19 protein-coding genes are annotated in these 20,926 nt (G+C 65.2%); 10 read left to right on the plus strand and 9 right to left on the minus strand.

Going from position 1 to position 20,926, the window contains the following annotated elements; translation table 11 throughout:
* Positions 1 to 2: 2 nt before the first annotated feature.
* The 3 genes from LQK81_RS13260 to LQK81_RS13270 form a co-directional block, all read right to left on the minus strand.
* Positions 3 to 1,097: a nickel/cobalt transporter gene (locus LQK81_RS13260; RefSeq protein WP_230806839.1), complete on the minus strand. Its 1,095-nt coding sequence runs from the start codon at positions 1,095 to 1,097 to the stop codon at positions 3 to 5.
* Entirely contained in the window at positions 1,091 to 1,732 is a 642-nt protein-coding gene (locus tag LQK81_RS13265; RefSeq protein WP_230806840.1) for a DUF1007 family protein, read from the minus strand. Before LQK81_RS13265 ends, LQK81_RS13260 begins: the two co-directional genes overlap by 7 nt.
* A gap of 107 nt (positions 1,733 to 1,839) precedes the next feature.
* The gene (locus tag LQK81_RS13270; protein WP_230806841.1) at positions 1,840 to 2,742 is read right to left on the minus strand and encodes a LysR family transcriptional regulator; all 903 of its coding nucleotides are present in this window, start codon (positions 2,740 to 2,742) and stop codon (positions 1,840 to 1,842) included.
* 529 nt (positions 2,743 to 3,271) lie between these two features.
* Between LQK81_RS13270 and odc2 the strand changes: the two genes are divergently transcribed.
* Together odc2 and LQK81_RS13280 are read left to right on the plus strand one after the other, a co-directional pair.
* Positions 3,272 to 4,405, plus strand: a complete 1,134-nt coding sequence (gene odc2 / locus LQK81_RS13275; RefSeq protein WP_230806842.1) for an ornithine/lysine decarboxylase — start codon at positions 3,272 to 3,274, stop codon at positions 4,403 to 4,405.
* Between the two features lie 95 nt (positions 4,406 to 4,500).
* The gene (locus LQK81_RS13280; RefSeq protein WP_230806843.1) at positions 4,501 to 5,091 is read left to right on the plus strand and encodes a GNAT family N-acetyltransferase; all 591 of its coding nucleotides are present in this window, start codon (positions 4,501 to 4,503) and stop codon (positions 5,089 to 5,091) included.
* 27 nt (positions 5,092 to 5,118) lie between these two features.
* On the opposite strand, the gene LQK81_RS13285 is transcribed toward LQK81_RS13280, so the two are convergent.
* On the minus strand, positions 5,119 to 7,047 hold the full coding sequence (locus LQK81_RS13285; protein ID WP_230806844.1) for a hypothetical protein: 1,929 nt from the start codon (positions 7,045 to 7,047) through the stop codon (positions 5,119 to 5,121).
* Between the two features lie 421 nt (positions 7,048 to 7,468).
* On the opposite strand from LQK81_RS13285, the gene LQK81_RS13290 reads away from it, so the two are divergent.
* The 3 genes from LQK81_RS13290 (at position 7,469) to LQK81_RS13300 (ending at position 9,991) form a co-directional block, all read left to right on the plus strand.
* A complete protein-coding gene (locus LQK81_RS13290; RefSeq protein WP_230806845.1) occupies positions 7,469 to 8,161 on the plus strand; it encodes an OmpW/AlkL family protein in 693 nt (230 codons plus the stop codon).
* A 159-nt stretch (positions 8,162 to 8,320) separates the two neighbouring features.
* The gene (locus LQK81_RS13295) at positions 8,321 to 9,352 is read left to right on the plus strand and encodes a serine hydrolase domain-containing protein (protein ID WP_230806846.1); all 1,032 of its coding nucleotides are present in this window, start codon (positions 8,321 to 8,323) and stop codon (positions 9,350 to 9,352) included.
* 195 nt (positions 9,353 to 9,547) lie between these two features.
* Entirely contained in the window at positions 9,548 to 9,991 is a 444-nt protein-coding gene (locus LQK81_RS13300; protein ID WP_230806847.1) for a glyoxalase superfamily protein, read from the plus strand.
* Between the two features lie 75 nt (positions 9,992 to 10,066).
* Here the strand turns inward: LQK81_RS13300 and cysE are convergent, their stop codons facing one another.
* The 4 genes from cysE to LQK81_RS13320 form a co-directional block, all read right to left on the minus strand.
* Positions 10,067 to 10,843, minus strand: coding sequence for a serine O-acetyltransferase (cysE, locus tag LQK81_RS13305; RefSeq protein ID WP_230807131.1), 777 nt, complete (start codon positions 10,841 to 10,843; stop codon positions 10,067 to 10,069).
* A 170-nt stretch (positions 10,844 to 11,013) separates the two neighbouring features.
* The gene (locus LQK81_RS13310; protein WP_230806848.1) at positions 11,014 to 12,003 is read right to left on the minus strand and encodes a WD40 repeat domain-containing protein; all 990 of its coding nucleotides are present in this window, start codon (positions 12,001 to 12,003) and stop codon (positions 11,014 to 11,016) included.
* Positions 12,003 to 13,112, minus strand: a complete 1,110-nt coding sequence (locus LQK81_RS13315) for a CobW family GTP-binding protein (RefSeq protein WP_230806849.1) — start codon at positions 13,110 to 13,112, stop codon at positions 12,003 to 12,005. Before LQK81_RS13315 ends, LQK81_RS13310 begins: the two co-directional genes overlap by 1 nt.
* 105 nt (positions 13,113 to 13,217) lie before the next feature.
* Positions 13,218 to 14,024 carry a creatininase family protein gene (locus LQK81_RS13320; protein ID WP_442967127.1) on the minus strand — a complete coding sequence of 269 codons (807 nt, stop codon included), beginning with the start codon at positions 14,022 to 14,024 and terminating at the stop codon, positions 13,218 to 13,220.
* Positions 14,025 to 14,123: 99 nt separating this feature from the next.
* Here LQK81_RS13320 and LQK81_RS13325 point away from each other — a divergent pair, with 99 nt between their 5' ends.
* The 4 genes from LQK81_RS13325 to LQK81_RS13340 all read left to right on the plus strand — a co-directional run bounded on the left by LQK81_RS13325 (position 14,124) and on the right by LQK81_RS13340 (position 17,237).
* A complete protein-coding gene (locus LQK81_RS13325; protein WP_230806850.1) occupies positions 14,124 to 14,645 on the plus strand; it encodes a MarR family winged helix-turn-helix transcriptional regulator in 522 nt (173 codons plus the stop codon).
* 52 nt (positions 14,646 to 14,697) lie between these two features.
* On the plus strand, positions 14,698 to 15,729 hold the full coding sequence (locus LQK81_RS13330) for a LacI family DNA-binding transcriptional regulator (RefSeq protein ID WP_230806851.1): 1,032 nt from the start codon (positions 14,698 to 14,700) through the stop codon (positions 15,727 to 15,729).
* Positions 15,730 to 15,759: 30 nt separating this feature from the next.
* The gene (locus LQK81_RS13335) at positions 15,760 to 16,719 is read left to right on the plus strand and encodes a 2-hydroxyacid dehydrogenase (protein ID WP_230806852.1); all 960 of its coding nucleotides are present in this window, start codon (positions 15,760 to 15,762) and stop codon (positions 16,717 to 16,719) included.
* 101 nt (positions 16,720 to 16,820) lie between these two features.
* Complete coding sequence (locus tag LQK81_RS13340; RefSeq protein ID WP_230806853.1) at positions 16,821 to 17,237, plus strand: AprI/Inh family metalloprotease inhibitor; 417 nt, start codon at positions 16,821 to 16,823, stop codon at positions 17,235 to 17,237.
* A gap of 10 nt (positions 17,238 to 17,247) precedes the next feature.
* On the opposite strand, the gene LQK81_RS13345 is transcribed toward LQK81_RS13340, so the two are convergent.
* Positions 17,248 to 18,027 carry a gamma-glutamyl-gamma-aminobutyrate hydrolase family protein gene (locus LQK81_RS13345; protein ID WP_230806854.1) on the minus strand — a complete coding sequence of 260 codons (780 nt, stop codon included), beginning with the start codon at positions 18,025 to 18,027 and terminating at the stop codon, positions 17,248 to 17,250.
* Positions 18,028 to 18,524: 497 nt separating this feature from the next.
* Between LQK81_RS13345 and LQK81_RS13350 the strand changes: the two genes are divergently transcribed.
* Positions 18,525 to 20,837 carry a putative bifunctional diguanylate cyclase/phosphodiesterase gene (locus LQK81_RS13350; RefSeq protein WP_230806855.1) on the plus strand — a complete coding sequence of 771 codons (2,313 nt, stop codon included), beginning with the start codon at positions 18,525 to 18,527 and terminating at the stop codon, positions 20,835 to 20,837.
* Positions 20,838 to 20,926 lie beyond the last annotated feature (89 nt).

A 20,926-nucleotide genomic window follows, 5' to 3' on the forward strand; every position in this document is an offset into this window, starting at 1 on the left:
GCTCAGCCCTGCAGCGAGGCCCCGAGCAGCACCAGGCCCAGCACCATCACCAGGAGCGCACCGAGAATCTCGATGGCGTTGCCGACGCGGAGGGCGGCGCTGTCGCCGCCCGCAAGCCGCATGGCGACGCCCTTGGCGGTGACCGCCAGCGTGGCGAGAGCCGAAACGGTGATGGCAGTGCCAATCGACATGGCGATGACGGAGAGCAGGCCGCCGACATAGAGCCCGTTCAAAAGCGCAAACGAGAGCACGATCAGCGCGCCCGAGCACGGACGCAGCCCGACGGCGACGATCGCCGACCAAGCTTCGCTGAGCGCGAAACGGTCGCCTTTCAGAAGCTCGGGATCCGGCGCATGGGCATGGCCGCAGGTGGCGCAGACCTCGCCCGCCGCATGCGAATGGCCGTGATCATGGCCATGGTGATGATGGGCATGGCTGTGCGCGGGCGCGCCGTGGGCATCATGGGCATCATGGGCATGCAGGTGGTGGCCGTGGCCGGCGGTGTCGGCAAGCGCCATGGCATAGGCTTCGACCGGCGCCGTGCGGCGGGACCGGCTCCGCCAGAGCTTGCGATAGAGCAGCCAGGCGCCGAAGGCTGCGATCAGTGCGTAGCTCGTCGTCTCCAGCGCCCGGGTGGCATCCGTCATCGAGATGGCGGTTCCGCGCAGCACGAGATAGGCAGCACCGACGAGCAGGATGGCGACGATCCCCTGCAGCATCGACGAGATGAACGACAGCGCCACGCCCCGCTTCAGCTCGATCTCGTTCGCCAGCATGTAGGAGGAGATGACCGCCTTGCCGTGGCCGGGGCCGGCGGCGTGAAAGACGCCGTAGGCAAAGGACAGTCCGACGAGGGTGGAGGCGGCCCACGGGTTCTCGCGCATGTTCTTCAGCGCACCGGTGAGCGCGTGATAGAAGGCCTGCTGATGGGCGTTGATCCAGGCGAAAAGGCTGCCGAACATGCCGCCGGACGTGCCGAAGCCCGGTTCAGCGCTGCCGATGCCGAGCGGCGACTGCGCCAGCGCCACTCCGGCGCCGGCCAGCAGGGCGAGAAGGGCAAGGGCTGCGGCGCGCTTTCCATGTCGAGGTCTCAGCATGTCACTTCCAGTCTCGTCGCAAACAGCCGCGACATGTCGGTGCCGGTCGGGTCGTTCCAGAAGGCATCGGTCAGCGTGCCTTCGTTCTGCGCAAGCACCTCGTCCGGGTCCGGCCGCACCACCTGGTGCTTGCAGGCGGAGAACCTGTCGCCGACCACCACCATGTTGTCGTCGGTTGGGAAATCCATCGAGGCGTACATCGTCGGATCGTAGACGCCGAAGGTCAGCTTGCCCTTCAGCGGCATGGCCTGGCCGGGCTTGAGCGTAAAGAACATCAGAAGCTGGCCGTCCTGGAAATCGACGTTGATCGCGTCCGGCTTGCCGACCTTCACGGTCTTCCCGTCTTCGGTGATCGTCGTGTAGTAGCTGAACTCCTCCAGCGACTCGAGGACGGTCTGGCCCACTTCGGCCAGTTCGTCCGGGTCGAGCTTGAGATTTGAGTTCTTGTCGAAGTCGAGAACGACGCTCGAGGAGAACATTTCGTCGAACCGCCAGACGTTGCGCAGTTCCGATACCGTGCCGTCCTCGCCGGCGACGACCTCGAGCCGCGCCTCGGCGAAGATGTGCGGATGCGCCAGGGCGGCGGCCGGCAACAGCCAGGCGGCACCTGCGATCAGGAGGGGAGCGTGCTTCATGCGCGAGGGTAACCTCTCGTCCGGCTTTGGGGATTCGCTACCGAATGTACCGCAATTGGGCCGGAATTGGGACTTCGGCCGAGCGCGAATTGTCGCGCCCGGCGCATTCAGGCGCCGTCGCCGTTCTTCCTGAACCAGTTGTGCAGGAAATCCACGAAGGTGCGCACCTTCGCCGGCAGGTAGCGGCGATGCGGATAGATCGCGTAGATGCCGCGGTCGGCGGGCAGGTAGTCTTCGAGGATGGAGACGACCGCGCCCGATTCGATGCGGCTGCGCGCGATGAATTCGGGTACCTGCGCGATGCCGAGGCCGCTCTGGGCGGCGCGCACGGCGGATGTCGGGCTGTTGACCTCGATATGTCCGCTGACGGGCACGCTGAAGCCCGTGCCCTTTGCGTCGATGAAGCGCCAGTTGCTGTGCGACTTGCCGTTCGTGTCGATCACGCAGGGCAGGCGGGAGAGGTCGGAGGGGTGGGTGATCGGGCCGGTCTTCTCCAGAAAGTCCGGTGCGGCGCAGATCTTCAGGTAGAAGTCGCCGAGCTTGCGCGCGATCAGGGTGGAATCTTCCAGCCGGGTGATGCGGATCGCGACGTCGAAGCCTTCCTCGACCAGATCGACGAAGCGGTCGTCGGAGACGATCTCGAGCGACAGTTCGGGATGCTCGCGGCCGAAATCGATGAGAGACTGGCCGATCTCGGCGTCCACGAAGGTGCGCGGGGCGGAGATCTTCAGCTTGCCCTTCAGGTCGGTGTTCTTCTCGCGTACGAGATCGGCGAGGTTGTCGATCTCCTTCAGGATCTCCGAGGCCGTGCGGTAGTAGGTGTGGCCCGCTTCCGTCATCGAGAACTGCCGGGTGGTGCGGTTCAAAAGCAGCGCGCCGAGCTCGTCTTCCAGTTCGCGCACATATTTGGACAGAAGCGCCTTGGACTTTCCGACCTTGCGGGACGCTGCGGAAAACCCTTCTGCATCCACGACGTCTATGTAGGCGCGAATGCGGGTCAGCGTATCCATGCAATTGTCCTTGCTGCGATGCCGTATCGGATGCGGGAACCGGAATGTCGTGGGCGGGGCGATTTTTTTCAATAGCGGGGCCAAAAAACTCTTGATTGCGACAGGGAATCTTCTTATCTCCGCCCTTGCCCAAAGTCGCACGTGCCTGTGGGTGTCCGCCGACCCTCGATTTGGTGAGGATCTCGGTAAGGTACCTGGAACTAACCGCTCCAGTCGCTATTCCGGCCAACCGGGAAATGCGAGGACATCTTGAAGCAACGACGGTGCGGGCCTTTCTGGTGTCTGCCGGCTTTCCATCAGCCGGGGTTACTGAAGAGGCACACCTTCATTGCCGGAAGTGCGGTTGGGACCATTCCCTCCAATCCATGGCAGACAAAGCCGAATCCGAGCCTAGGCGGGCTCAGGTTCACCGTTCGCGCATACCGCGCATGCTTGGTTCCGGGGTCTCCACCGGCTGGTTCCATCGCATGAACGCGTATGCCCTTTGTCCTCCGGTTTTTCCGGAGCGCTGGATCATGGGAATACTGAAATGGCGACTGCACGCATTATCGACTTCCTGAACACCCGACGTCCCGACGGTCCGTGCCTCGTGGTCGACCTCGATGTCGTGCGCGACAACTTCAAGGCGTTCCGCCACGCGCTGCCCGACAGTGCCATCTATTATGCCGTCAAGGCCAACCCGGCGCCGGAAGTGCTGCGCCTTCTGGCCAGCATGGGCTCCAACTTCGATTGCGCGTCCGTCGCCGAAATCGAAATGGCGCTCGATGCGGGTGCAACGGCGAACCGGATCTCGTTCGGCAACACGATCAAGAAGGAGCGTGATATCGCCCGTGCGCATGCGCTCGGGATCAGCCTCTTCGCCGTCGATTGCCACGAGGAAGTGGAGAAGATCTCCCGCGCCGCTCCCGGTGCACGCGTGTTCTGCCGCGTCCTGACGGACGGCGAGGGCGCCGAGTGGCCGCTGTCGCGCAAGTTCGGTTGCGTGCCGCAGATGGCCGTCGACGTGCTCGTCTACGCCCACCAACTCGGCCTCGTCTCCTACGGCGTCTCGTTCCATGTCGGTTCGCAGATGACGAAGGTCGACGCCTGGGATGCGGCGCTCGCCGATGCCAAGCGCGTCTTCGTCCAGCTTGCCAAGCAGGGCATCGAGCTGAAGATGGTCAACATGGGCGGCGGCTTCCCGACGAAGTATCTGCGCGACGTGCCGGCGGCCGAAGAATACGGCCAGGCGATCTTTGGCGCGCTGAAAAAGCACTTCGGCAACCACATCCCGGAGACGATCATCGAGCCGGGCCGAGGCATGGTCGGCAATGCCGGCGTGATCAAGGCCGAGGTCGTGCTGGTGTCGAAGAAGTCGGACAATGACGCGCATCGCTGGGTGTTCCTCGACATCGGCAAGTTCGGCGGTCTGGCCGAGACGATGGACGAGGCGATCCGCTACCCGATCCGCACCACGCGCGACGGCGATGCGATGGAGCCCTGCGTGATCGCCGGCCCGACCTGCGATTCGGCCGACGTGCTCTACGAGAAGAACATGTACCCGCTGCCGATCACCCTTTCGATCGGCGACGAGGTGCTGATCGAGGGCACCGGCGCCTATACGACGACCTATTCGGCCGTCGCCTTCAACGGCTTCGAGCCGCTCAAGGCCTACGTGATCTGAACCGGTCGAGGCAGCTCCCGCGGTAAGCGGGAGCGCCACTCACAATGATTTCCGATGTCCGCTGGTGGCGGCAATTTGAAGTTCGGGAGGCCGGGATGGCCACTGTTCTTGGTTCTGTCCGCGCGTTTTTCGCGCCATCCGCATTCGCGATCGACCGGGAGAATGCCGGCGACGTTCTGGCGCGCGAGCGCCTGCTCGACCGCGCCATGGGCGAGGGACGCTTCCGCAAGTCGTCGGAGAAGCTGCGCCGGGGCCGGGTGCCGGCCGAAGGCCTGGCGCTTGTCGCCCGCGATGGCGACGGCCACGTGATCGGCACGGTGCGGCTGTGGAACGTCGAGGCCGGCGTGGATGCGTCCGGCAATCCGGTGCCGGCGCTGCTGCTCGGCCCGCTCGCCGTCGATCCGAACTACGAAGGCACGGGTATCGGGTCGGCGCTGATGCGCGCGGCGATCACCGAGGCCGCCCAGCGCGGGCACGGCGCCGTGCTGCTCGTCGGCGATGCGCCCTATTACGAGCGCTTCGGCTTCTTTGCCGGAAAGGCCGCCCATCTCGTCATGCCCGGTCCCTTCGAGCGTCACCGTTTCCTGGCGCTGGAGTTGAAGGAAGGCTGGCTGGAGGGCGCCGCCGGCATGCTCGTTGCTTCCGGTAGCCGGCTCGGGCGGGGCGAGCTTCCGAAGGCGGCCTGAGGGCCGCCACGCAATGGACGGGCCGGATCAGATCACCGGCCCGCCATAGACGAGCGATGCGTCCCGTGACGTTGCCTCGCGCGGTTCGCGGCCGCCGGACCGCGCGACGATCTCGCTGAAGCTTCGCTGGAACACCTTCAGCGCCACGAGGCTGTAGCAGGCCACCGCCACGAAATTGTGCCAGAAGGCGCGGGGCTGCTCGGCATAGCTCGGATTGACGAGCAGGCACAGGACCTCCACCGCGAGAATGAAGATCAGCGGATAGACGATATATCTGGCGCTCTCGGTTCGGCCTTCGTCGATGAAATCGGCGATGATGCATGTGCTCACGCCATAGGCGACCGCGACGAACCCGAGGATGTAGCGGAAGAACATGTCGCTGGCGATGATCTCCGGCGTCATCTTGTCGAGGTCTTTTACGCCGGGGCCGATGTAGTAGTAGATGATGAACGAGACCAGGAGCGGCATGAAGGCCGCAAGGCTGCTCCACGAGACGATCGCCAGATAATTCGCGAACGGGAAGTTCCAGATGCTGGTGAACCTTTCCCAATTCTCCTCCTCGATCCGCAGCGAACGCAGGAACAGGGCGATCAGGCTGGTGAGGGCGAACATGGCGCCCACCGTGAGCGCGGTGATCAGCCCGCTCTTGATGATCGTCGTGGCATCGGTCCGGGCAATGGCCTGACCCCAGTCGACCTCAGGTTTTGCGGCCTGCGTCAGGACTTCCGTGACGTAGAGGTAGAGGCAGAGCGGAACGACGCAGCCGACGAAGCCGATGCCGATCGCAAGCAGCGCCGCGTTGCTCCACGGATAGGTCGGGACACTGTCGTTGACCAGCCTGAACAGGGTCGCCAGAACGGCGTCTGGCTTCTTCGCCGCCGGAAGCATGCCCGGGGCGGCGCCTCTCTTGATCGTCAGCGCCGTCTCGCGATCGTTGCGGGCGAGGATCGCAAAGAGGGCGGAGAGCCGCTTCGCGCCGGTTTCGCATTCGCTGGCCAGCAGCGACCAGCGCTTCACCAGTTCCTCGTAGTTCCTGACGGCCTTCAGGTCCTTTTCGTCGACGGAATCGTTGAGGGCGCGCACCAGCGCCTCCGCGTCACGGTTCAGCTTCTCGCCGGTTTCCCGGGAGAGATCCTGCGCGGGATCCTCGATGTTCGATTTCGCCAGAATCTCCCTGACCTGCGGCGATTTCAACGTCGCTGAGACGAGCGTCTCGATCTCGTTTTCGAGCATGTCGGACTTTGGCCGCAGGACCTGGATGATCTCCCGGTATTTCTCGTACTCCTCCTTCGACCAGATGCGTTCGCCGCGGATCGTGAGCGTCGCGAACAGCCGCAACGCGATGCAGTTGCGCCCCATCAGCGTCGCCTGGTCCTCGTTGAAGCCGAGGCCGAGCAGGAGATTGCGGATGCGCCAGAACTTACGCATGTCCCGCCGGTAGTCCGGCGCATCCGCCACCAGCGTCTCGATGTCGTTGCGCGACAGGCGCTGCACGCGGGCATAGAACTCGCCGGGAATACTGGCGACGCGCTGGGCAAGCCCGCGCAGCATCGCCTCGATCTGGGCGACCATCGGCACCGAGGGCAGGATGCCGACCACGATCAGGGCCGCGCCGAAGGGCCATGCCATGCCCTGGAAGGGCGCCTGTGCGCCGGTCGGATCGTTGGCGATCAGCAGCACGACGGGCTTGGCCGTGCACATGAACAGATACAGGAATTCCAGGAAGATCAGGTAGAGCACGAAGGAGCGGTTGAAGATCGATCGCCCGACGATGTCGCCCATCGTCAGCATCTTGGTGAAATCAAACTCCTCGCCCTTCGGCGGCCGCGTGAACTCCTCTATGCGTTTCCTCGCATAGAGCGCGATCACGATCGCGCCCACCGCAAGCGACAACGCAAAGGAACTCTGCTCGCTGAGAAAGCCAGCGACCTGGTCCTGTGCCGGAACGGTTGCCATTGTCGCTTATGTGCACTGGCTGATGCTTGGATTGCACGGGCTTTGGGCCTGCACGCTTCCGCTTGCAACCAGGGCGCCGACAAGGACCAGACCGAATACCAGAAGTGAGACTTTGAGGGGCACCGCAAATGCTGTTGCCATGACAGCCTCCACGCAAAACAAGTGAATATGATCGATCGCTTATAAAGCAAAAGTCAACTTATCCCTGCGAAGTACCTCTTTCGGTTGCGACGAACGTCCGCCCGCCCGGCAGGCAGAGGGGGCGTAGCATTTCCGCCACGGTCGTCATGCGCGCGGCAATGTCGCGGGCAGACAGTGCTAAAGTATTGATCCATCTCAACTCCGTCTCTCGGCCGCGCAGGATATTGGCTGCGGTGCAGCGCTTCGTGCCGCTGTCAATGATCGACGAAGGAGAGAAGAGATGTCGAACACCCTGACCCGCCCCTTGAGCCTTGTTGCGGCCGTAGCCCTCGCGGCGATCGGGCAGGCTGCCGCGGCGGCGGACCTGATGTCACCGGCGGCGGCAGCGGCGGAAGCGGCGGATATCCGGGCACTCGGCCCCTGGCAGATCCGCCTGCGCGCGCTGGGCGTGATCACCAACAATTCCGGCCGTGTGAGCGGCATCGACGGTTCGGATCTCTCCTACAGCGACACGATCGTTCCGGAGCTCGACATCTCCTATTACTTCACCGACAACATCGCGGCCGAACTGATCCTGGGCACGACCTATGCCAATATCGACGCCGCCGGCTCGATCGATGCGCTCGGCAGGGTCGGCAAGACCTGGCTGCTGCCGCCAACGCTGACGCTGCAGTACCATTTCACCGATTTCGGCGCGTTCAAGCCCTATGTCGGCGCGGGCGTGAACTACACGTTGTTCTACAACCAGTCCGGTAAGGGCGCGTTCTCGGACCTCGACGTCAAGAACGAGTTCGGCGCGGCCCTGCAGGTCGGCTTCGACTACATGATCGACGAGCACTGGGGCGTGAACTTCGACGTCAAGAAGCTGTTCCTCGAGCCGGAATGGAAGGTCAAGCTCGACGGCGCGCCGTTGTCGGGCAAGGCCAAGCTCGATCCCTGGCTGATCGGCACGGGTATCACCTACCGCTTCTGAAGACGCTCTTCCGGCGGGGGCACGGAAGAGCCGCGGTCGCGATTGCGGCCGCCGGGCCGGCGCGAAACGAGGTCGCGCCGGCCTCACCGCCTTTCAAAAGCGCGTGATATCGCGCCTGCGGCCACGAATTCGGCGAAGCTGCGACCTACCTCGTGTCCTATGAACAGACGCACCCTGCTTGCTGCCCTTTCCCTCACCCTGACCACGGCGCCCTTTTCCGTCCGCGCCCAGACGCCGTCGTCTACAGCCGCTGCGAATGCTCCGGCCGACCTGACCCGCATCCTCGACGACGCGCGTTCGCTGCCGGCGCTGCGGACGGTCATCGTTGCCCGCAACGGTGCAGTGGCGGCGGAGCGGGGTTATCGCGGCCACACGACCGGCGAGAGCACCAATATCAAGTCGGCCTCGAAGAGCATCATTTCGGCCCTGGTCGGGATCGCCATCGACAAGGGGCTGCTTCAGGGTGTCGACCAGCCGATCGCACCGATCCTCAGGGGCGACCTGCCGGCGGAACCGGATCCGCGGCTGGCGCGGGTCACGATCGGCCATCTCCTTTCCATGCAGGCCGGGCTGGAGCGGATGTCGGGTGGCAATTACGGACGCTGGGTGTCAAGCCGGAACTGGGTGCGGGCCGCGCTCGCCGCGCCGTTCGTCGACGAACCCGGCGGCGGGATGCTCTACTCCACCGCCTCCACCCACCTGCTCTCGGCGATCCTGACGAAGGTCGGTGGCAAGCCGACGCTGGTGCTGGCGCATGACTGGCTGGGGCCGCTCGAGGGCTTCCGCATCGGCGCGTGGGAGCGTGACCCGCAGGGCATCTATCTCGGTGGCAACCAGATGGCGATGAGCGCGCGTTCGCTGCTTGCCTTCGGCGAGCTCTATCGCAACGGCGGACGGACGCCGGAGGGCGCGCAACTGGTCCCGGAGGACTGGATCCGGCAATCCTGGCAGTCGCGCACCCGTTCGCGTTTCTCCAACGACGGCTATGGTTACGGCTGGTTCGAGCGCGTGATCGGCGGCAGGACGGTGCATTTCGCCTGGGGTTATGGCGGGCAGATGCTCTATATCGTGCCGGACCTCGGGCTGACGGTGGCGATGACCTCGGACGAGAGCGGGCCTTCCGCGCGCAACGGATACCGCGACGACCTGCACGCACTGCTGGCGAAGATCATCGGCACGGCGGAGAGCTGACGCCGGGCGGCAGAATTTGACAGGCGCGGTCCAGACGTGTACCCCATCGCGCAGGGTGAGAGCCCCTGCCGTCCGCAAGCGCAAGCTTTGGTGAAGTCTCTCGTACAGGCACACGGTTTTCCAGCTTTCAAGGCATGCGAACCGGCGGCAATGCGGACCCCTCCGAACGAACGCATGCAGACACTGGAGAAACCCATGCGTCTGTCGACGCCACTCCCTTCCCTTGACGGCCTGAAGGATCAGGCCAGGCGCCTTCGGGCCCGCTTCGAGGCCGACGGCCAGCCGATCGGCCATTCCCGCGCGCTCGAACTCGTCGCCGCGCAATACGGCTTTCGCGACTGGAACACCCTCCATGCCGCCGTCGGCAACCGGCCGCCATTCGATCCGTGGCGGCTCGGCTCGCGCGTGCGCGGCCATTATCTCGGCCAGCCCTTCGATGCGAAGGTGCTGGGCGTGCAGGCGCTGACGGCGCAACCGGGGCACTACCGGCTGACGCTGCATTTCGACGAGCCTGTCGACGTGGTCACCTTCGAGAGCTTCTCCGCCTTCCGGCAGCGCGTGAACTGCACGGTCGACGAGACGGGCAGGACGGCCGCAAGAACCTCCGACGGCCGGCCGCATCTGGAGCTGGAATGGTAGGGGAACGGTCCGGAACTCGATCCGGGCCGCTTACCTCACTTCAGGTTTCGTTGGGTTTGTCCTGCCGCGGCAGGTCTACAGGATGTCCTGTGACATCTCTTCTGCCGGGACCTCGGCCCGTTCGTGGACGCGAACGAGCACGGCCGGCACGCCGGCGACGGTCGTCTTGGCCGCCACGGGCTTGAGGACGACGCTGCCGGCCGCGACCCTGCTGCATTCGCCGACCTCGAAATTGCCGAGGATCTTGGCGCCGGCGCCGATCATGACGCCGCGGCGGACCTTCGGATGGCGGTCGCCCGTCTCCCGCCCGGTGCCGCCGAGAGTGACGTCCTGCAGGATCGAGACATCGTCCTCGATGACGGCGGTCTCGCCGATGACGATACCGGAGCCGTGGTCGAGCATGACGCCGGAGCCGATGCGGGCGGCGGGGTGGATGTCGACGTCGAAGGCGAGCGCGGCCTGGGTGGCGAGGAAGCGCGCGCTTTCGCGCTTTCCGGCGCGCCAGAGCCGATGGGCGAAACGATGGACCTGCAGCGCCTGGAAGCCCTTCAGGTTGACGAGGACATGGCAGGGACCGGGGCAGGCGGGATCGCGGGTGGCGACGGCTTCGATGTCGGCCTCGGCAGCGCGCAGCAGGTCGCCATCGGCCGCAGCCGTCATCACCTGCTCGAGCGTGCCACGGTCGAAGCCGCCTGCGGACAGCCGGGCCGCCAGGACCCGGACGAGCATCTGCGTGCCGGATGTGGAGATCAGGACCGGCTGGACGAGCGAGCGCAGCATCGGCTCACGCTCCGCCAAAGCCATGGCTTCAGTGCGGATCGCCTCCCAGACGGGGCTGCCCGTGTCGGGCAAACCCCGGTACTGAACGTCCCGAGCGTCCCGAGCGTCCCGAACGTCCTGTGCGACGCCTTGCAGCTTTCCTTGCATGGAATTCCCCTGATACCCGTTCCGCCCTTCGTCCGAAGAGCCGTTTTGTCCCGTTTCCTGTCGGGCGTTCGTGCCGGAATTGTCTCCGCCCGCCGTCAGCCGGCGATGTCGACCACGCCACAGTCTCCCGCCTCGCTGGCGAAGGCAAGCAGCTTGCCGCTGCCGCTCCAGGCGATCGCGGAGATCGCGCCCTTGCCGGGCCGGCGCAGCAGGACCTCGCGATTGTCCGAGAAGCGGGCCGCAAGCACCATGCCGTCCGAATAGCCGATCGCGACGACGTCTTCCGCCGGATGGCAGGCGACCGCGGTGACCATCACGTCGCCGCGGGTGCCGAGTTCCAGCGGCGCCTTGCCCATCGGGCCGTCCTTGGAGGCGAAGGGCCAGACGATCGCCGCCGGCGCGCCTGACGAGGCGAGCCACTTGCCCTTGGGCGACCAGGACATGGATTTCACCTTGGCGGGGTAGCCGGTCATCCGCATGTGGCGCGTCTCGGCACCGGGCTTGCTGTCGAGCTTCCAGCCGTGCAGGGCGTTCTCCTGCATGCTGGTGACGAGGAAGCGGCCGTCGGGCGAGAAGGTGACGCCGGTATGCGCGCCCTTCCACTCCAGGTCGACCGGCTGGCCGGCCGTCGCGACCCAGTGCAAAGTCGCGCCGTTGTAGCGGGCGACGGCGATGCGCAGGCCCTTCGGCGCGAAGGCGACGCCTTCGACGGTGCGGCTTTCGGCGAATTCCTTGACGGTGCCGTCGGCAAGGCGGACGCGGGTCGTCCGCCCCTCGGCGAAGGCGACCGCGCCCTGCGGGCCTGCGGCAACGACCGAGATCCACTTGCGTGGCACCTCGGCCAGAAGCGTGGCGGTTCCATCGGCGGCGATACGGAAGACCTTGCCGTCCTCGCCGCCGGTGACGAGCGTGTTGTTCGCCTCGTCGCGGACGCAGGCGAGCAGGCCGTCATTGGCCTGGCTCACCTTGTGGCCATGGTCGAGACGATGGATCTCGCCGGTGGCGGACGCAAAGAACGGGACGTCGCCGAGGAAGGCCGCGGCGACGACGTGGCCGTCGAGATCGAGAGGAGCGACGGTCGGCATCAGTTTGCTGCGGCCTCACAGGCCTTGAAGCTGCGCTCGATCTTCTCGCGGTCGAGGTCGCGGCCGATGAAGACGAGGCGGCTTTCGCGCTTCTCGCCGTCCTTCCAGGCGCGCTGGTGGTCGCCCTCGACGATCATGTGCACGCCCTGCACGACATAGCGCTCCTCGTCGCCGGCAAAGGCGATGATGCCCTTCAGGCGCAGGATGTTCGGACCGTCCGTCTGGGTGATCTTCTGGATCCAGGGGAAGAAGCGGTCGGGGTTCATCTCGCCGCCGCGCAACGAGATCGACTGGACCGTGACGTCGTGGATCGGCGAGGGGCCGTGGTCGTGGTGGTGATGGCCGTGATCATGGTCATGGTCATGGTGGTGATGATCGTGATCATGCCCATGATGATCATGGCTGTGGTCGTGGCCGCAATCGGGGCCGCAGACGTGGTCGGGATGATCGTGTTCGAGGAAGTGCGGATCGTTTTCCAGCGCGCGCTCGAGGTTGAAGGCGCCCTGGTCGAGGACCTTGGCGAGGTCGATGTCCGAGCGGCTGGTGCGGTAGATGCGAGCCGACGGATTGATGGCCCGGACGGTCGCCTCGACAACGGCCAGTTCTTCCGGCGTGACAAGGTCGGTTTTGTTGACCAGCACGACGTCGGCAAAGGCGATCTGGTCCTCGGCCTCGCGGCTGTCCTTCAGCCGCAGCGGCAGGTGCTTGGCGTCGGCCAGCGCGACGACGGCGTCGAGTTCGGTCTTGGAGCGCACGTCGTCGTCCATGAAGAAGGTCTGCGCAACCGGCACGGGATCGGCGAGGCCGGTGGTCTCGACGATGATCGCGTCGAACCGGCCGGGGCGGCGCATCAGGCCCTCGACGACGCGGATCAGGTCGCCGCGGACGGTGCAGCAGATGCAGCCGTTGTTCATCTCGTAGATCTCTTCGTCGGATTCGACGATGAGGTCGTTGTCGATGCCGATCTCGCCGAACTCGTTGACGATGACGGCATACTTCCGGCCGTGGTTCTCCGTGAGGATGCGGTTCAACAGCGTCGTCTTGCCCGCACCGAGATAGCCGGTGAGCACGGTGACGGGGACGGGTTTTTGCGTGGCGGTGTCGGTCATGTCAGGATCCCTGAAAGTTTCAGCCCTCATATAGGGCGCAGGGTGCCGTCGCCGCAATACATGGTGCGCTCCCCCGACACGATTGCGCCGGAAGAACGGCTGCCGTCAGCGCAGGGCCGATGCGTCGAAGGCGTGCACGTCTTCCAGCAGTTCGACGAGGCCGGCGGTGGCGTGGGCGAGAAGCTGTTCGCCGCGTTCGGCCGAAGCCTTCGTCGCGTCGCCGGTCGCACCTTTTTCGTTGAGGTCGGACATCTTCCAACCGAAGGCGTGCGGGCCGTAGGCGCGCAGATGCCGGTAGCTCCTGGCGAAATCGGATTGTCGGGAGGAAAACCACTCGGCCTTGTCGAGACGGACCAGTTCGGGGTGGATCGCCAACATCACCGAGGTCTCGATGTCGCCGCCATGAATATCGATCGCCTTATCCTCCGGCGCGATCCAGCCGTCCGGTTGGCCGAAGCGGGTCCAGCTTGTCGCGACCGCCAGCATGTGGTGGCGCACCCGCGCCTCGGTCGCCACGATCGTCATCAGCGGCGAATTGCCGCCATGGGCGTTCAGCATGAGGAACTTGCGGATACCCTGCTCGGACAGACTGGCGGCGATGCCGAGCCAGCGCCGTACGGCCTCGTCCCAGCCGAGCGACTGCGTGCCCGGCACGTCCAGGTGTTCGGGGGAATAGCCGATCTTCTCGGTCGGAAGGAAGGTTACGGGCAGATCCATGGGAAGGGCTGCGGAAAGGCGGTTGACGATCGCGTCGGCGATCAGCCAGTCGGTCTCGAAGGGCAGGTGCGGCCCATGCCCCTCGTGGGCGCCGAGCGGAAGGACCGCGATCCAGTGCCCGCGGGCAGAGGCCGGAAGGGCCGGATCGTTGTCCTGCCAGCGTCGTGCGGGTCGCAGCGTCAGGGAACGCGCCATTTCAGAGCTCGTCGTTTGATGTCTTGCGCATGGTCTTGTCGTCAACGGGTCGCCTCTGTCATACAAGGTGGCAGCGGCGAAACAAGATCGGGAGGCTTGATGGGCAAGAAAAAGAAGGAAGAGAAGAAGGAGAAGGCCAGGAAGAAGGAGCATGCCGCGATCGGGCCGGCCGACGTTTCCGGCGCCGTCGTCCAGGCGGCACGCTCCGTCCGCACGGTGCTTTCCCGTAATCTTCTGTCGATCGGGCTCTATGCCGGGCAGGACGGCGTCATGCTGGCTTTGGCCGAGGCAGGCGGAATGACCGCCGGCGCACTGGCCGCACGCCTCGGCGTGAAGGCGCCGACGATGACCCGGACCATCGGCAGGCTGGAGGCGCAGGGCTTCGTCGAGCGCCGGCCGGACACGACCGATGGCCGCCTGACCGTCGTCGATCTGACCAGGGCCGGCCGGGACTCGCTGGAGAAGATCGGCAAGGCCTGCGAACTCAGCGAGCGGCAGGCTCTCGAAGGCCTGAGCGACAAGGAGGTTCGCACCCTGCTGAAGCTCCTGCGGACCGTGGACGGCAACCTGCGGGGCGTCGTGCTGCAGGATGGCGACAAGGCTGTTGCGGAGGATTTTTAAATAGTTTAAATAAACGATTTAAACGACCTGCGACACGAACATGGGGAGGGGCATGGCGCAAAAGGTCAAATTGTCCACGATTGCGGAAACGCTCGGGGTATCCACCGCCACGGTCTCGCTGGCCCTGAGAGACAGCCCGCTGGTGGCGCTTTCGACGCGGGACAGGATCAAGGAACAGGCGCGCGCGCTCGGCTACATCTACAATCGCCGCGCCGCCAGCCTCCGCACCTCCAGGTCCGGCATCATCGGCGTCGTCGTGCACGACATCATGAACCCGTTCTACGGCGAGATCCTGAAGTCGATCGAGAGCGAACTCGACCGCGACCGCCAGACGTTCATCCTTTCCAACCACTACGATTCGGTGGAGAAGCAGCGCAACTTCATCGAGACGCTGCTGCAACTGGGCGGCGATGGGGTCATCATGTCGCCGGCGATCGGCACGCCGCCGGAAGACATCCTGCTGGCCGAGGACAACGGCATGCCGGCCATCCTGATCGCCCGCTCGATAGACGGCCTCGACGTGCCGATCTTCCGCGGCGACGACACCTACGGCATTTCGCTTGCGACCAATCACCTGATCGGCCTCGGCCACCGCGTCATCGCCATGGTCGGGGGCACCGACCAGACCTCGACCGGGCGCGACCGCTACCAGGGCTACGTCAACGCGCTGCGCAAGGCCAATATCGAGGTCGATCCGGCGCTTCGCATTCCCGGCCCCCGGTCCAAGCAGGGTGGCTTCGAGGCTGCCGTCAATTTCCTGTCGCTGCCGCAGAAGCCGACGGCGGCGGTCTGCTGGAACGATCTCGTCGCCATCGGGCTGATGAACGGCATCGCCCGCGCCGGCCTGGTGCCGGGCCGCGACGTCTCGGTGACCGGCTATGACGACCTGGAGGAGGCGTCGATCGCGACGCCCTCGCTCACGACCGTCTGGAACGGCCAGTCCGAGGTCGGCCGCAGCGCCGCCCGCGCGCTGCTCGATAAACTGTCAGGCAGCCACGAGCCTGACGGCATCCACCTGATCAAGCCGGAAATGCGCATCCGCCAGTCGACGGGGCCGCTCCGCCACAACGGCCACGATCACTGAATTTCGAACGATCATCAAGGCAGGAAGACCATGCAGGAAAAGCCGAAGGTTCTCATCGTCGGGAAGGTGCGCGAACGCGTCGCCGAGCAACTGGAGGGAGCGGTCGAGCTGGTGCGCTGCCCCACAGCGCTTGCGCCCGGCAAGCTTGCGCCGGGGATTGCAGAAGGCATCCAGGGCGTTGCGGTATCCGGCAGTTTCGACGCGGACGCCATCGGCTGCCTGCCCAATCTGCAGATCATCGCCAGTTTCGGCGTGGGCTATGACGGCGTCGACGTCGGTGCCGCTGCCGCCCGGGGGATCGTCGTGACCAATACGCCCGACGTGCTCAACGACGAGGTGGCCGACACGGCGATCGCGCTGCTTCTCAACACCGTTCGCCGTTTTCCCGAAGCCGAGGCGTGGCTCCGGGAAGGGCGGTGGGAGCGCACCGGCGCCTTCCCGCTTTCGAAGCTGTCCCTGCGCGGGCGCTCGGTTGGCATCTACGGCCTCGGCCGGATCGGCCTCGCGATCGCCCGGCGGCTCGAGGGTTTCGGCGTTTCGATTTCCTATCACACCCGCAGCCGGCGCGCGGAGGCTCCCTACGACTACCATCCGACGCTGATCGGCATGGCCGAGGCGGTGGATACGCTGATCGCGATCGTTCCGAAGACGCCCGAGACCTACAAGACGATCAATGCGGACGTGCTCGCCGCACTCGGCCCGAACGGCGTCCTGATCAATGTCGGGCGCGGCTGGACCGTGGACGAGGACGCTCTGACAGCGGCTCTCGTCTCCGGCACGATCGCCGCCGCCGGTCTCGACGTCTTCCAGGACGAGCCGCATGTTCCCGGAGCCCTGCTGGCAGCCCCCAATACCAGCCTCCTGCCGCATGTGGCATCCGCCTCGGTCGCCACCCGCGACGCGATGGCCGATCTCGTCGCCGGTAATCTCCTGACCTGGTTCAGGTCCGGCAGGCCGCTGATGCCCGTGCCGGAGACGCCGGTGAGGTGACGGCCTGCGGGTTCTCGCCCGAGGCGGTAACCGCTCGTTAACCAATCGGCAAGTTTGCAGTGGCATGCTTTCTGGCGAATCGCACGAATTCGGAGAAAGCCATGCGAAAGCTGATCATGCCGGCCCTGGGTGCTGCCCTCGTTCTTGCCGGTGTCTGGTCAATCGGCGGGACAACGCCGCCGGATGTCGATCCGGTCATTTCCGGGTCGATCCCCCGCGATGCGGGGTCTGTCGCCGGGAAGGCATTCTCCGTTGCCAACATCGAGACCAAGGCGGATTGCGTGCTCACCCGCGGCGAGCGGATGACCCATCACAGCATGCGCATGACCGCATCCGACGCATGCGACGCGGTCTGGTCGGGGCTGTCGCATGCCTCCAGCTGGACGGAAGCGGGGGACGGCACGGTCGTTCTCACGGACGCTGCGGGGGATGCGATCCTCACGCTGGCGGAAACCGATGGCCTCTACGAGGTGATCGATCCGTCCGGCGCGATCATCACCTTGCGCGCGGCGGAGTAGCGCGGGCGGATCAGCCGGCGGCCTGGTGTTTCGCCGGGGACAGTTTCGCTGCGGCGTAGTCGCGGACGGCCTCGCCGAATGCCTTGAAGAGATTGTTCGACGGCTCGTCCGAGCCCACCCAGTATTCCGGATGCCACTGAACGCCGACGGCGAAGGCCTTCGAGCCGATCACGGACACCGCTTCGACCGTTCCGTCCTCGGCAACCGCCTCGACGGCGAGCCGCGGCGCCGTTGCCGAAATCGCCTGGCGGTGCAGCGAGTTGACGCGGACGGTACCGGTGCCCACCACCGAGGCGAGACAGGTTCCCTCCTTGACGATGACGTCCTGGCGGATGCCATAGGCAACGTCGAGATCGGCGGTGTCGGGCTTGCGATGGTCCCAGTTGCCGGGAATATCCTGGATCTCGTTGGCGAGCGTTCCCCCGAGGGCGACATTGAGTTCCTGCAGCCCGCGGCAGATGGCGAGCAGCGGAACCCCGCGCTCCAGCGCGCGCTTGATGAGCGGCAGCGAGGTCGCATCCCGCGCGGGATCGAAGGGGCCGTCGGCCTCGGTCGCCTCGCGGCCGTAGTGCGAGGGATGGACATTGGTGCGCGAGCCGCTGACCAGCACCCCGTCGACGCGGTCGAGGATCTCGTCGAAATCGTGGCCTGTTTCCAGAGCGGGGACCAGCAGCGGGATGACGCCCGCACCCTTGACGGCGGCGCGTACGTATTGATTGGGCGTAGCCTGCCAGACGTTGCCTTCGATTTCGCGGATGTCCGCAGGGATGGCGACGACAGGTTTCGGCATGACGAAGGAACTCCGATGTTGGGCGCGGCAGGCACCGGCTGCACGATGCCCGATCGCCTGCCGGAGCGCGGCCGCCTGCTCACATGCGCCGCTGCTTCCCGCTTCCAAGGATTTGCCGGGAAAATGCGCTCCCGTCAATTCCCCCGTGGCGGCCCGAGAGAGGCCGCCTTCCTGCGCGGGGGCGAAATCTTGCCGCCCCGCATTAGGCTCCGGCTAACCCTGATTCGCGAAATCCGTCGGCCGTGTTGAATTGAGCGTGATGCAATCGGCACGCACCGTCTCCGGACGGCGACGCCATTTTGCATTGCTCGTCTATGCAGGGTTGCGTCGGCGCAACTGGCGGAGGCGCAAAGCAATTTAAAGTTGAGTTTATTTCGAGAGGCATTGGCGCGATTGCGGAAATGCTGTGCATTCCCCCGCTGAATAGAATAATCTCGCGAAATCATTCATTAAAATTTCGCCGGTAACCCTCGCCCGTCAATGGGAGCGCCGAGTCCATGAAGGATCGAGGTCAAAGCACGCTGCCGACAGATGTGTACCTGTCGTTCGTCAGCTCGCTTTACGGAAACCGTCAAACGCTGTTCGTCGGCATGATCTCCCATGTGGTGACGTTCGCGTTCGTGTACGCGAAAACGGCCGATTCCTTCTTCCTCGCCTGCGCCGGCGCGATCGTCCTGATCTGGTCGCTGCGCGCTGCCGGCATGCGCCGCTTCGACCGGGTCGACCAGTCCAGGCTCGACAATGACGGCATCCGCTACTGGGAGAACTGGTACAACACCGGTGCCGTGGGCACGACGCTGGTGCTGGGCATAGCGAGCGGCTACAGCCTCCTGATCAGCCGCGACAGTTTTGCCGAGCTTGCGACGATCTCTGTGACGCTCGCCACCATGGTCTCGGTCGTCGGGCGCAACTGCGGCTCGCGCCGGGCGGTCGACTACATGACCTTCTGCGCCTGCTTCCCGATGGTGGTGGGCTTCCTCGGGCTGCAGGATTTCTACCACGCCGTGCTGGCGCTGCTCATCCTGCCGTTCAGCCTGACGACGCGGATGATGGCCAACGGTGTGCGCAGCTTCCTGGAGAAGGCTGCGCTTGCCACCCGGGAAATCACGACGATCGCCGACCGGTTCGATGCGGCGCTCAACAACATGCCGCACGGCCTGCTGATGCTGGACGCCGATCACCGCATCCTGGTCGCCAACCGGCGCGCCTGCGAGCTTCTCCAGCTCGGAGACAAGGAGCGCCTGAAGGACTGCCACCTCGACGTGGTGCTGCGCTATGGCGTGCGCAGCACCTTCCTCAATGCCGAGCAGAGCAAGGCCATGCTGCAGAAGCTGGACGAGCTTTTGCGGGGGCAGCGATCGCGCGCCCTCGTGCAGGTGACGGACGACTTCTACCTGGAATTCACCGCCAGCCAGCGCGAGAATGGCGGCGCGGTGCTGATCTTTGAGGACGTGACGGCCCGCATGCGCGCCGAAAACAAGATCCTGCACATGATCCGCTACAACAGCCTGACGGGGCTGCCGAACCGGACCTATTTCGGCGACCTCGTCCAGCACGCGCTTTCGGAGCGCAAGCGCCCGGGAACGGTCGGTTTCCTGGTGCTCGACGTCGACGAGTTCAAGCACGTCAACGACGTCAAGGGACACGTGACCGGCGACCGGCTGCTCTGCATGCTCGCCGAGCGCATCCGCAGGGTCGCGGGCGAACGCGCGGTAGTGGGCCACCTGATGGGGGACGAGTTCATCCTGTTCTTCCCCAACGAGAGCAATCGCAAGGACCTCGAGGAACGCATGCGCCGGCTGCACCAGCAGGTGCAGGGAAGCTACGAACTCGCCGGCACGACGTTCCGTATCTCGCTCAGCGCCGGCGCCGTCCTCTGCGAGAGCGACGAGTTCCGCATGGAGGACATGCAGATCAAGGCCGACCTCGCCCTGTTCGAGAGCAAGTCGCGGGTCAAGGGCGGCTTTACCGTGTTCGAGGACGAGATGGACGCGCGCTACCTGGAGCGGCAGAAGCTCAAGCAGGACCTGCGCGAGGCGGTTGCCAACAACGAGCTGTCGGTCGCCTACCAGCCGATGTTCCTGCCGGACGGCTCAAAGATCGCATGCTGCGAGGCCCTGGCGCGCTGGACGCATCCCGAGCGCGGACCGATCCCGCCCACCGTCTTCATCCAGATCGCCGAGGAGATGGGGATCGTTTCCGACATCACCCGCCGGATCATCGAGCGGGCCTGTGCGGATTGCTTCGGCTGGCCGGAGCACATGGGTGTTTCGATCAACCTGTCGGTCCAGGACCTGCGCAATTCCGAGATTGTCGGCGTCGTGACGGATGCGCTCCTGAAGGCGGGGCTGAAGCCGTCGCGGCTTCACCTGGAAGTCACCGAAAGCTGCCTGATGGAAGAGCCGGTCAAGGTGCAGGCGGTGCTGCAGGAACTGCGCGCGCGCGGCATCACGATCGCGATCGACGACTTCGGCACGGGCTACTCCAGCCTCAGCTATCTCGACGCCCTGCCGCTTGACCTGATCAAGATCGACCGGTCCTTCGTCCGCAACATCAGCGAGGATGCGCGCCGCTTCAAGCTCCTGCGCGGCACGGTCAACCTGTCGCGGGAGCTCGGCCTCAAGATCGTCGTGGAAGGCGTGGAGACCCGCGAGCAGCTGGCGCTGATCAACAAATACAACTGCGCCGACCTGATCCAGGGCTACGTCTTCGCCGCGCCGATGTCGAACAGCGCCATCATCGACCTGACCCAGGCGCTCGCCCGCAAGGCCGCCGACAGCCGCGCCAAGAGCGGCCGGCACGTCGCCTGATCCCTCCCTCTCAGCATTGTAGTTATCGCTAAAATACTGATTTTCAACAGGATGGTTAATTACTGTTAACGTTAATAATTGGTAATTTA

The organism is Rhizobium sp. GN54, assembly GCF_021026345.1.
Taxonomy (GTDB): Bacteria; Pseudomonadota; Alphaproteobacteria; order Rhizobiales; family Rhizobiaceae; genus Mycoplana.

What these genes read in the sequence shown, in the direction of transcription:
- LQK81_RS13280 (WP_230806843.1), top strand. Translation starts at nt 4,501, where the DNA reads ATGGCCACTGTTCTTGGTTCTGTCCGCGCGTTTTTCGCGCCATCCGCA.
- odc2 (WP_230806842.1), top strand. Translation starts at nt 3,272, where the DNA reads ATGGCGACTGCACGCATTATCGACTTCCTGAACACCCGACGTCCCGAC.
- LQK81_RS13330 (WP_230806851.1), top strand. Translation starts at nt 14,698, where the DNA reads ATGGCGCAAAAGGTCAAATTGTCCACGATTGCGGAAACGCTCGGGGTA.
- LQK81_RS13290 (WP_230806845.1), top strand. Translation starts at nt 7,469, where the DNA reads ATGTCGAACACCCTGACCCGCCCCTTGAGCCTTGTTGCGGCCGTAGCC.
- LQK81_RS13260 (WP_230806839.1), bottom strand. Translation starts at nt 1,097, where the DNA reads ATGCTGAGACCTCGACATGGAAAGCGCGCCGCAGCCCTTGCCCTTCTC.
- LQK81_RS13350 (WP_230806855.1), top strand. Translation starts at nt 18,525, where the DNA reads ATGAAGGATCGAGGTCAAAGCACGCTGCCGACAGATGTGTACCTGTCG.
- LQK81_RS13285 (WP_230806844.1), bottom strand. Translation starts at nt 7,047, where the DNA reads ATGGCAACCGTTCCGGCACAGGACCAGGTCGCTGGCTTTCTCAGCGAG.
- LQK81_RS13270 (WP_230806841.1), bottom strand. Translation starts at nt 2,742, where the DNA reads ATGGATACGCTGACCCGCATTCGCGCCTACATAGACGTCGTGGATGCA.
- LQK81_RS13345 (WP_230806854.1), bottom strand. Translation starts at nt 18,027, where the DNA reads ATGCCGAAACCTGTCGTCGCCATCCCTGCGGACATCCGCGAAATCGAA.
- LQK81_RS13265 (WP_230806840.1), bottom strand. Translation starts at nt 1,732, where the DNA reads ATGAAGCACGCTCCCCTCCTGATCGCAGGTGCCGCCTGGCTGTTGCCG.
- LQK81_RS13295 (WP_230806846.1), top strand. Translation starts at nt 8,321, where the DNA reads ATGAACAGACGCACCCTGCTTGCTGCCCTTTCCCTCACCCTGACCACG.
- LQK81_RS13310 (WP_230806848.1), bottom strand. Translation starts at nt 12,003, where the DNA reads ATGCCGACCGTCGCTCCTCTCGATCTCGACGGCCACGTCGTCGCCGCG.
- LQK81_RS13325 (WP_230806850.1), top strand. Translation starts at nt 14,124, where the DNA reads ATGGGCAAGAAAAAGAAGGAAGAGAAGAAGGAGAAGGCCAGGAAGAAG.
- LQK81_RS13320 (WP_442967127.1), bottom strand. Translation starts at nt 14,024, where the DNA reads ATGGCGCGTTCCCTGACGCTGCGACCCGCACGACGCTGGCAGGACAAC.
- LQK81_RS13340 (WP_230806853.1), top strand. Translation starts at nt 16,821, where the DNA reads ATGCGAAAGCTGATCATGCCGGCCCTGGGTGCTGCCCTCGTTCTTGCC.
- LQK81_RS13335 (WP_230806852.1), top strand. Translation starts at nt 15,760, where the DNA reads ATGCAGGAAAAGCCGAAGGTTCTCATCGTCGGGAAGGTGCGCGAACGC.
- LQK81_RS13300 (WP_230806847.1), top strand. Translation starts at nt 9,548, where the DNA reads ATGCGTCTGTCGACGCCACTCCCTTCCCTTGACGGCCTGAAGGATCAG.
- LQK81_RS13315 (WP_230806849.1), bottom strand. Translation starts at nt 13,112, where the DNA reads ATGACCGACACCGCCACGCAAAAACCCGTCCCCGTCACCGTGCTCACC.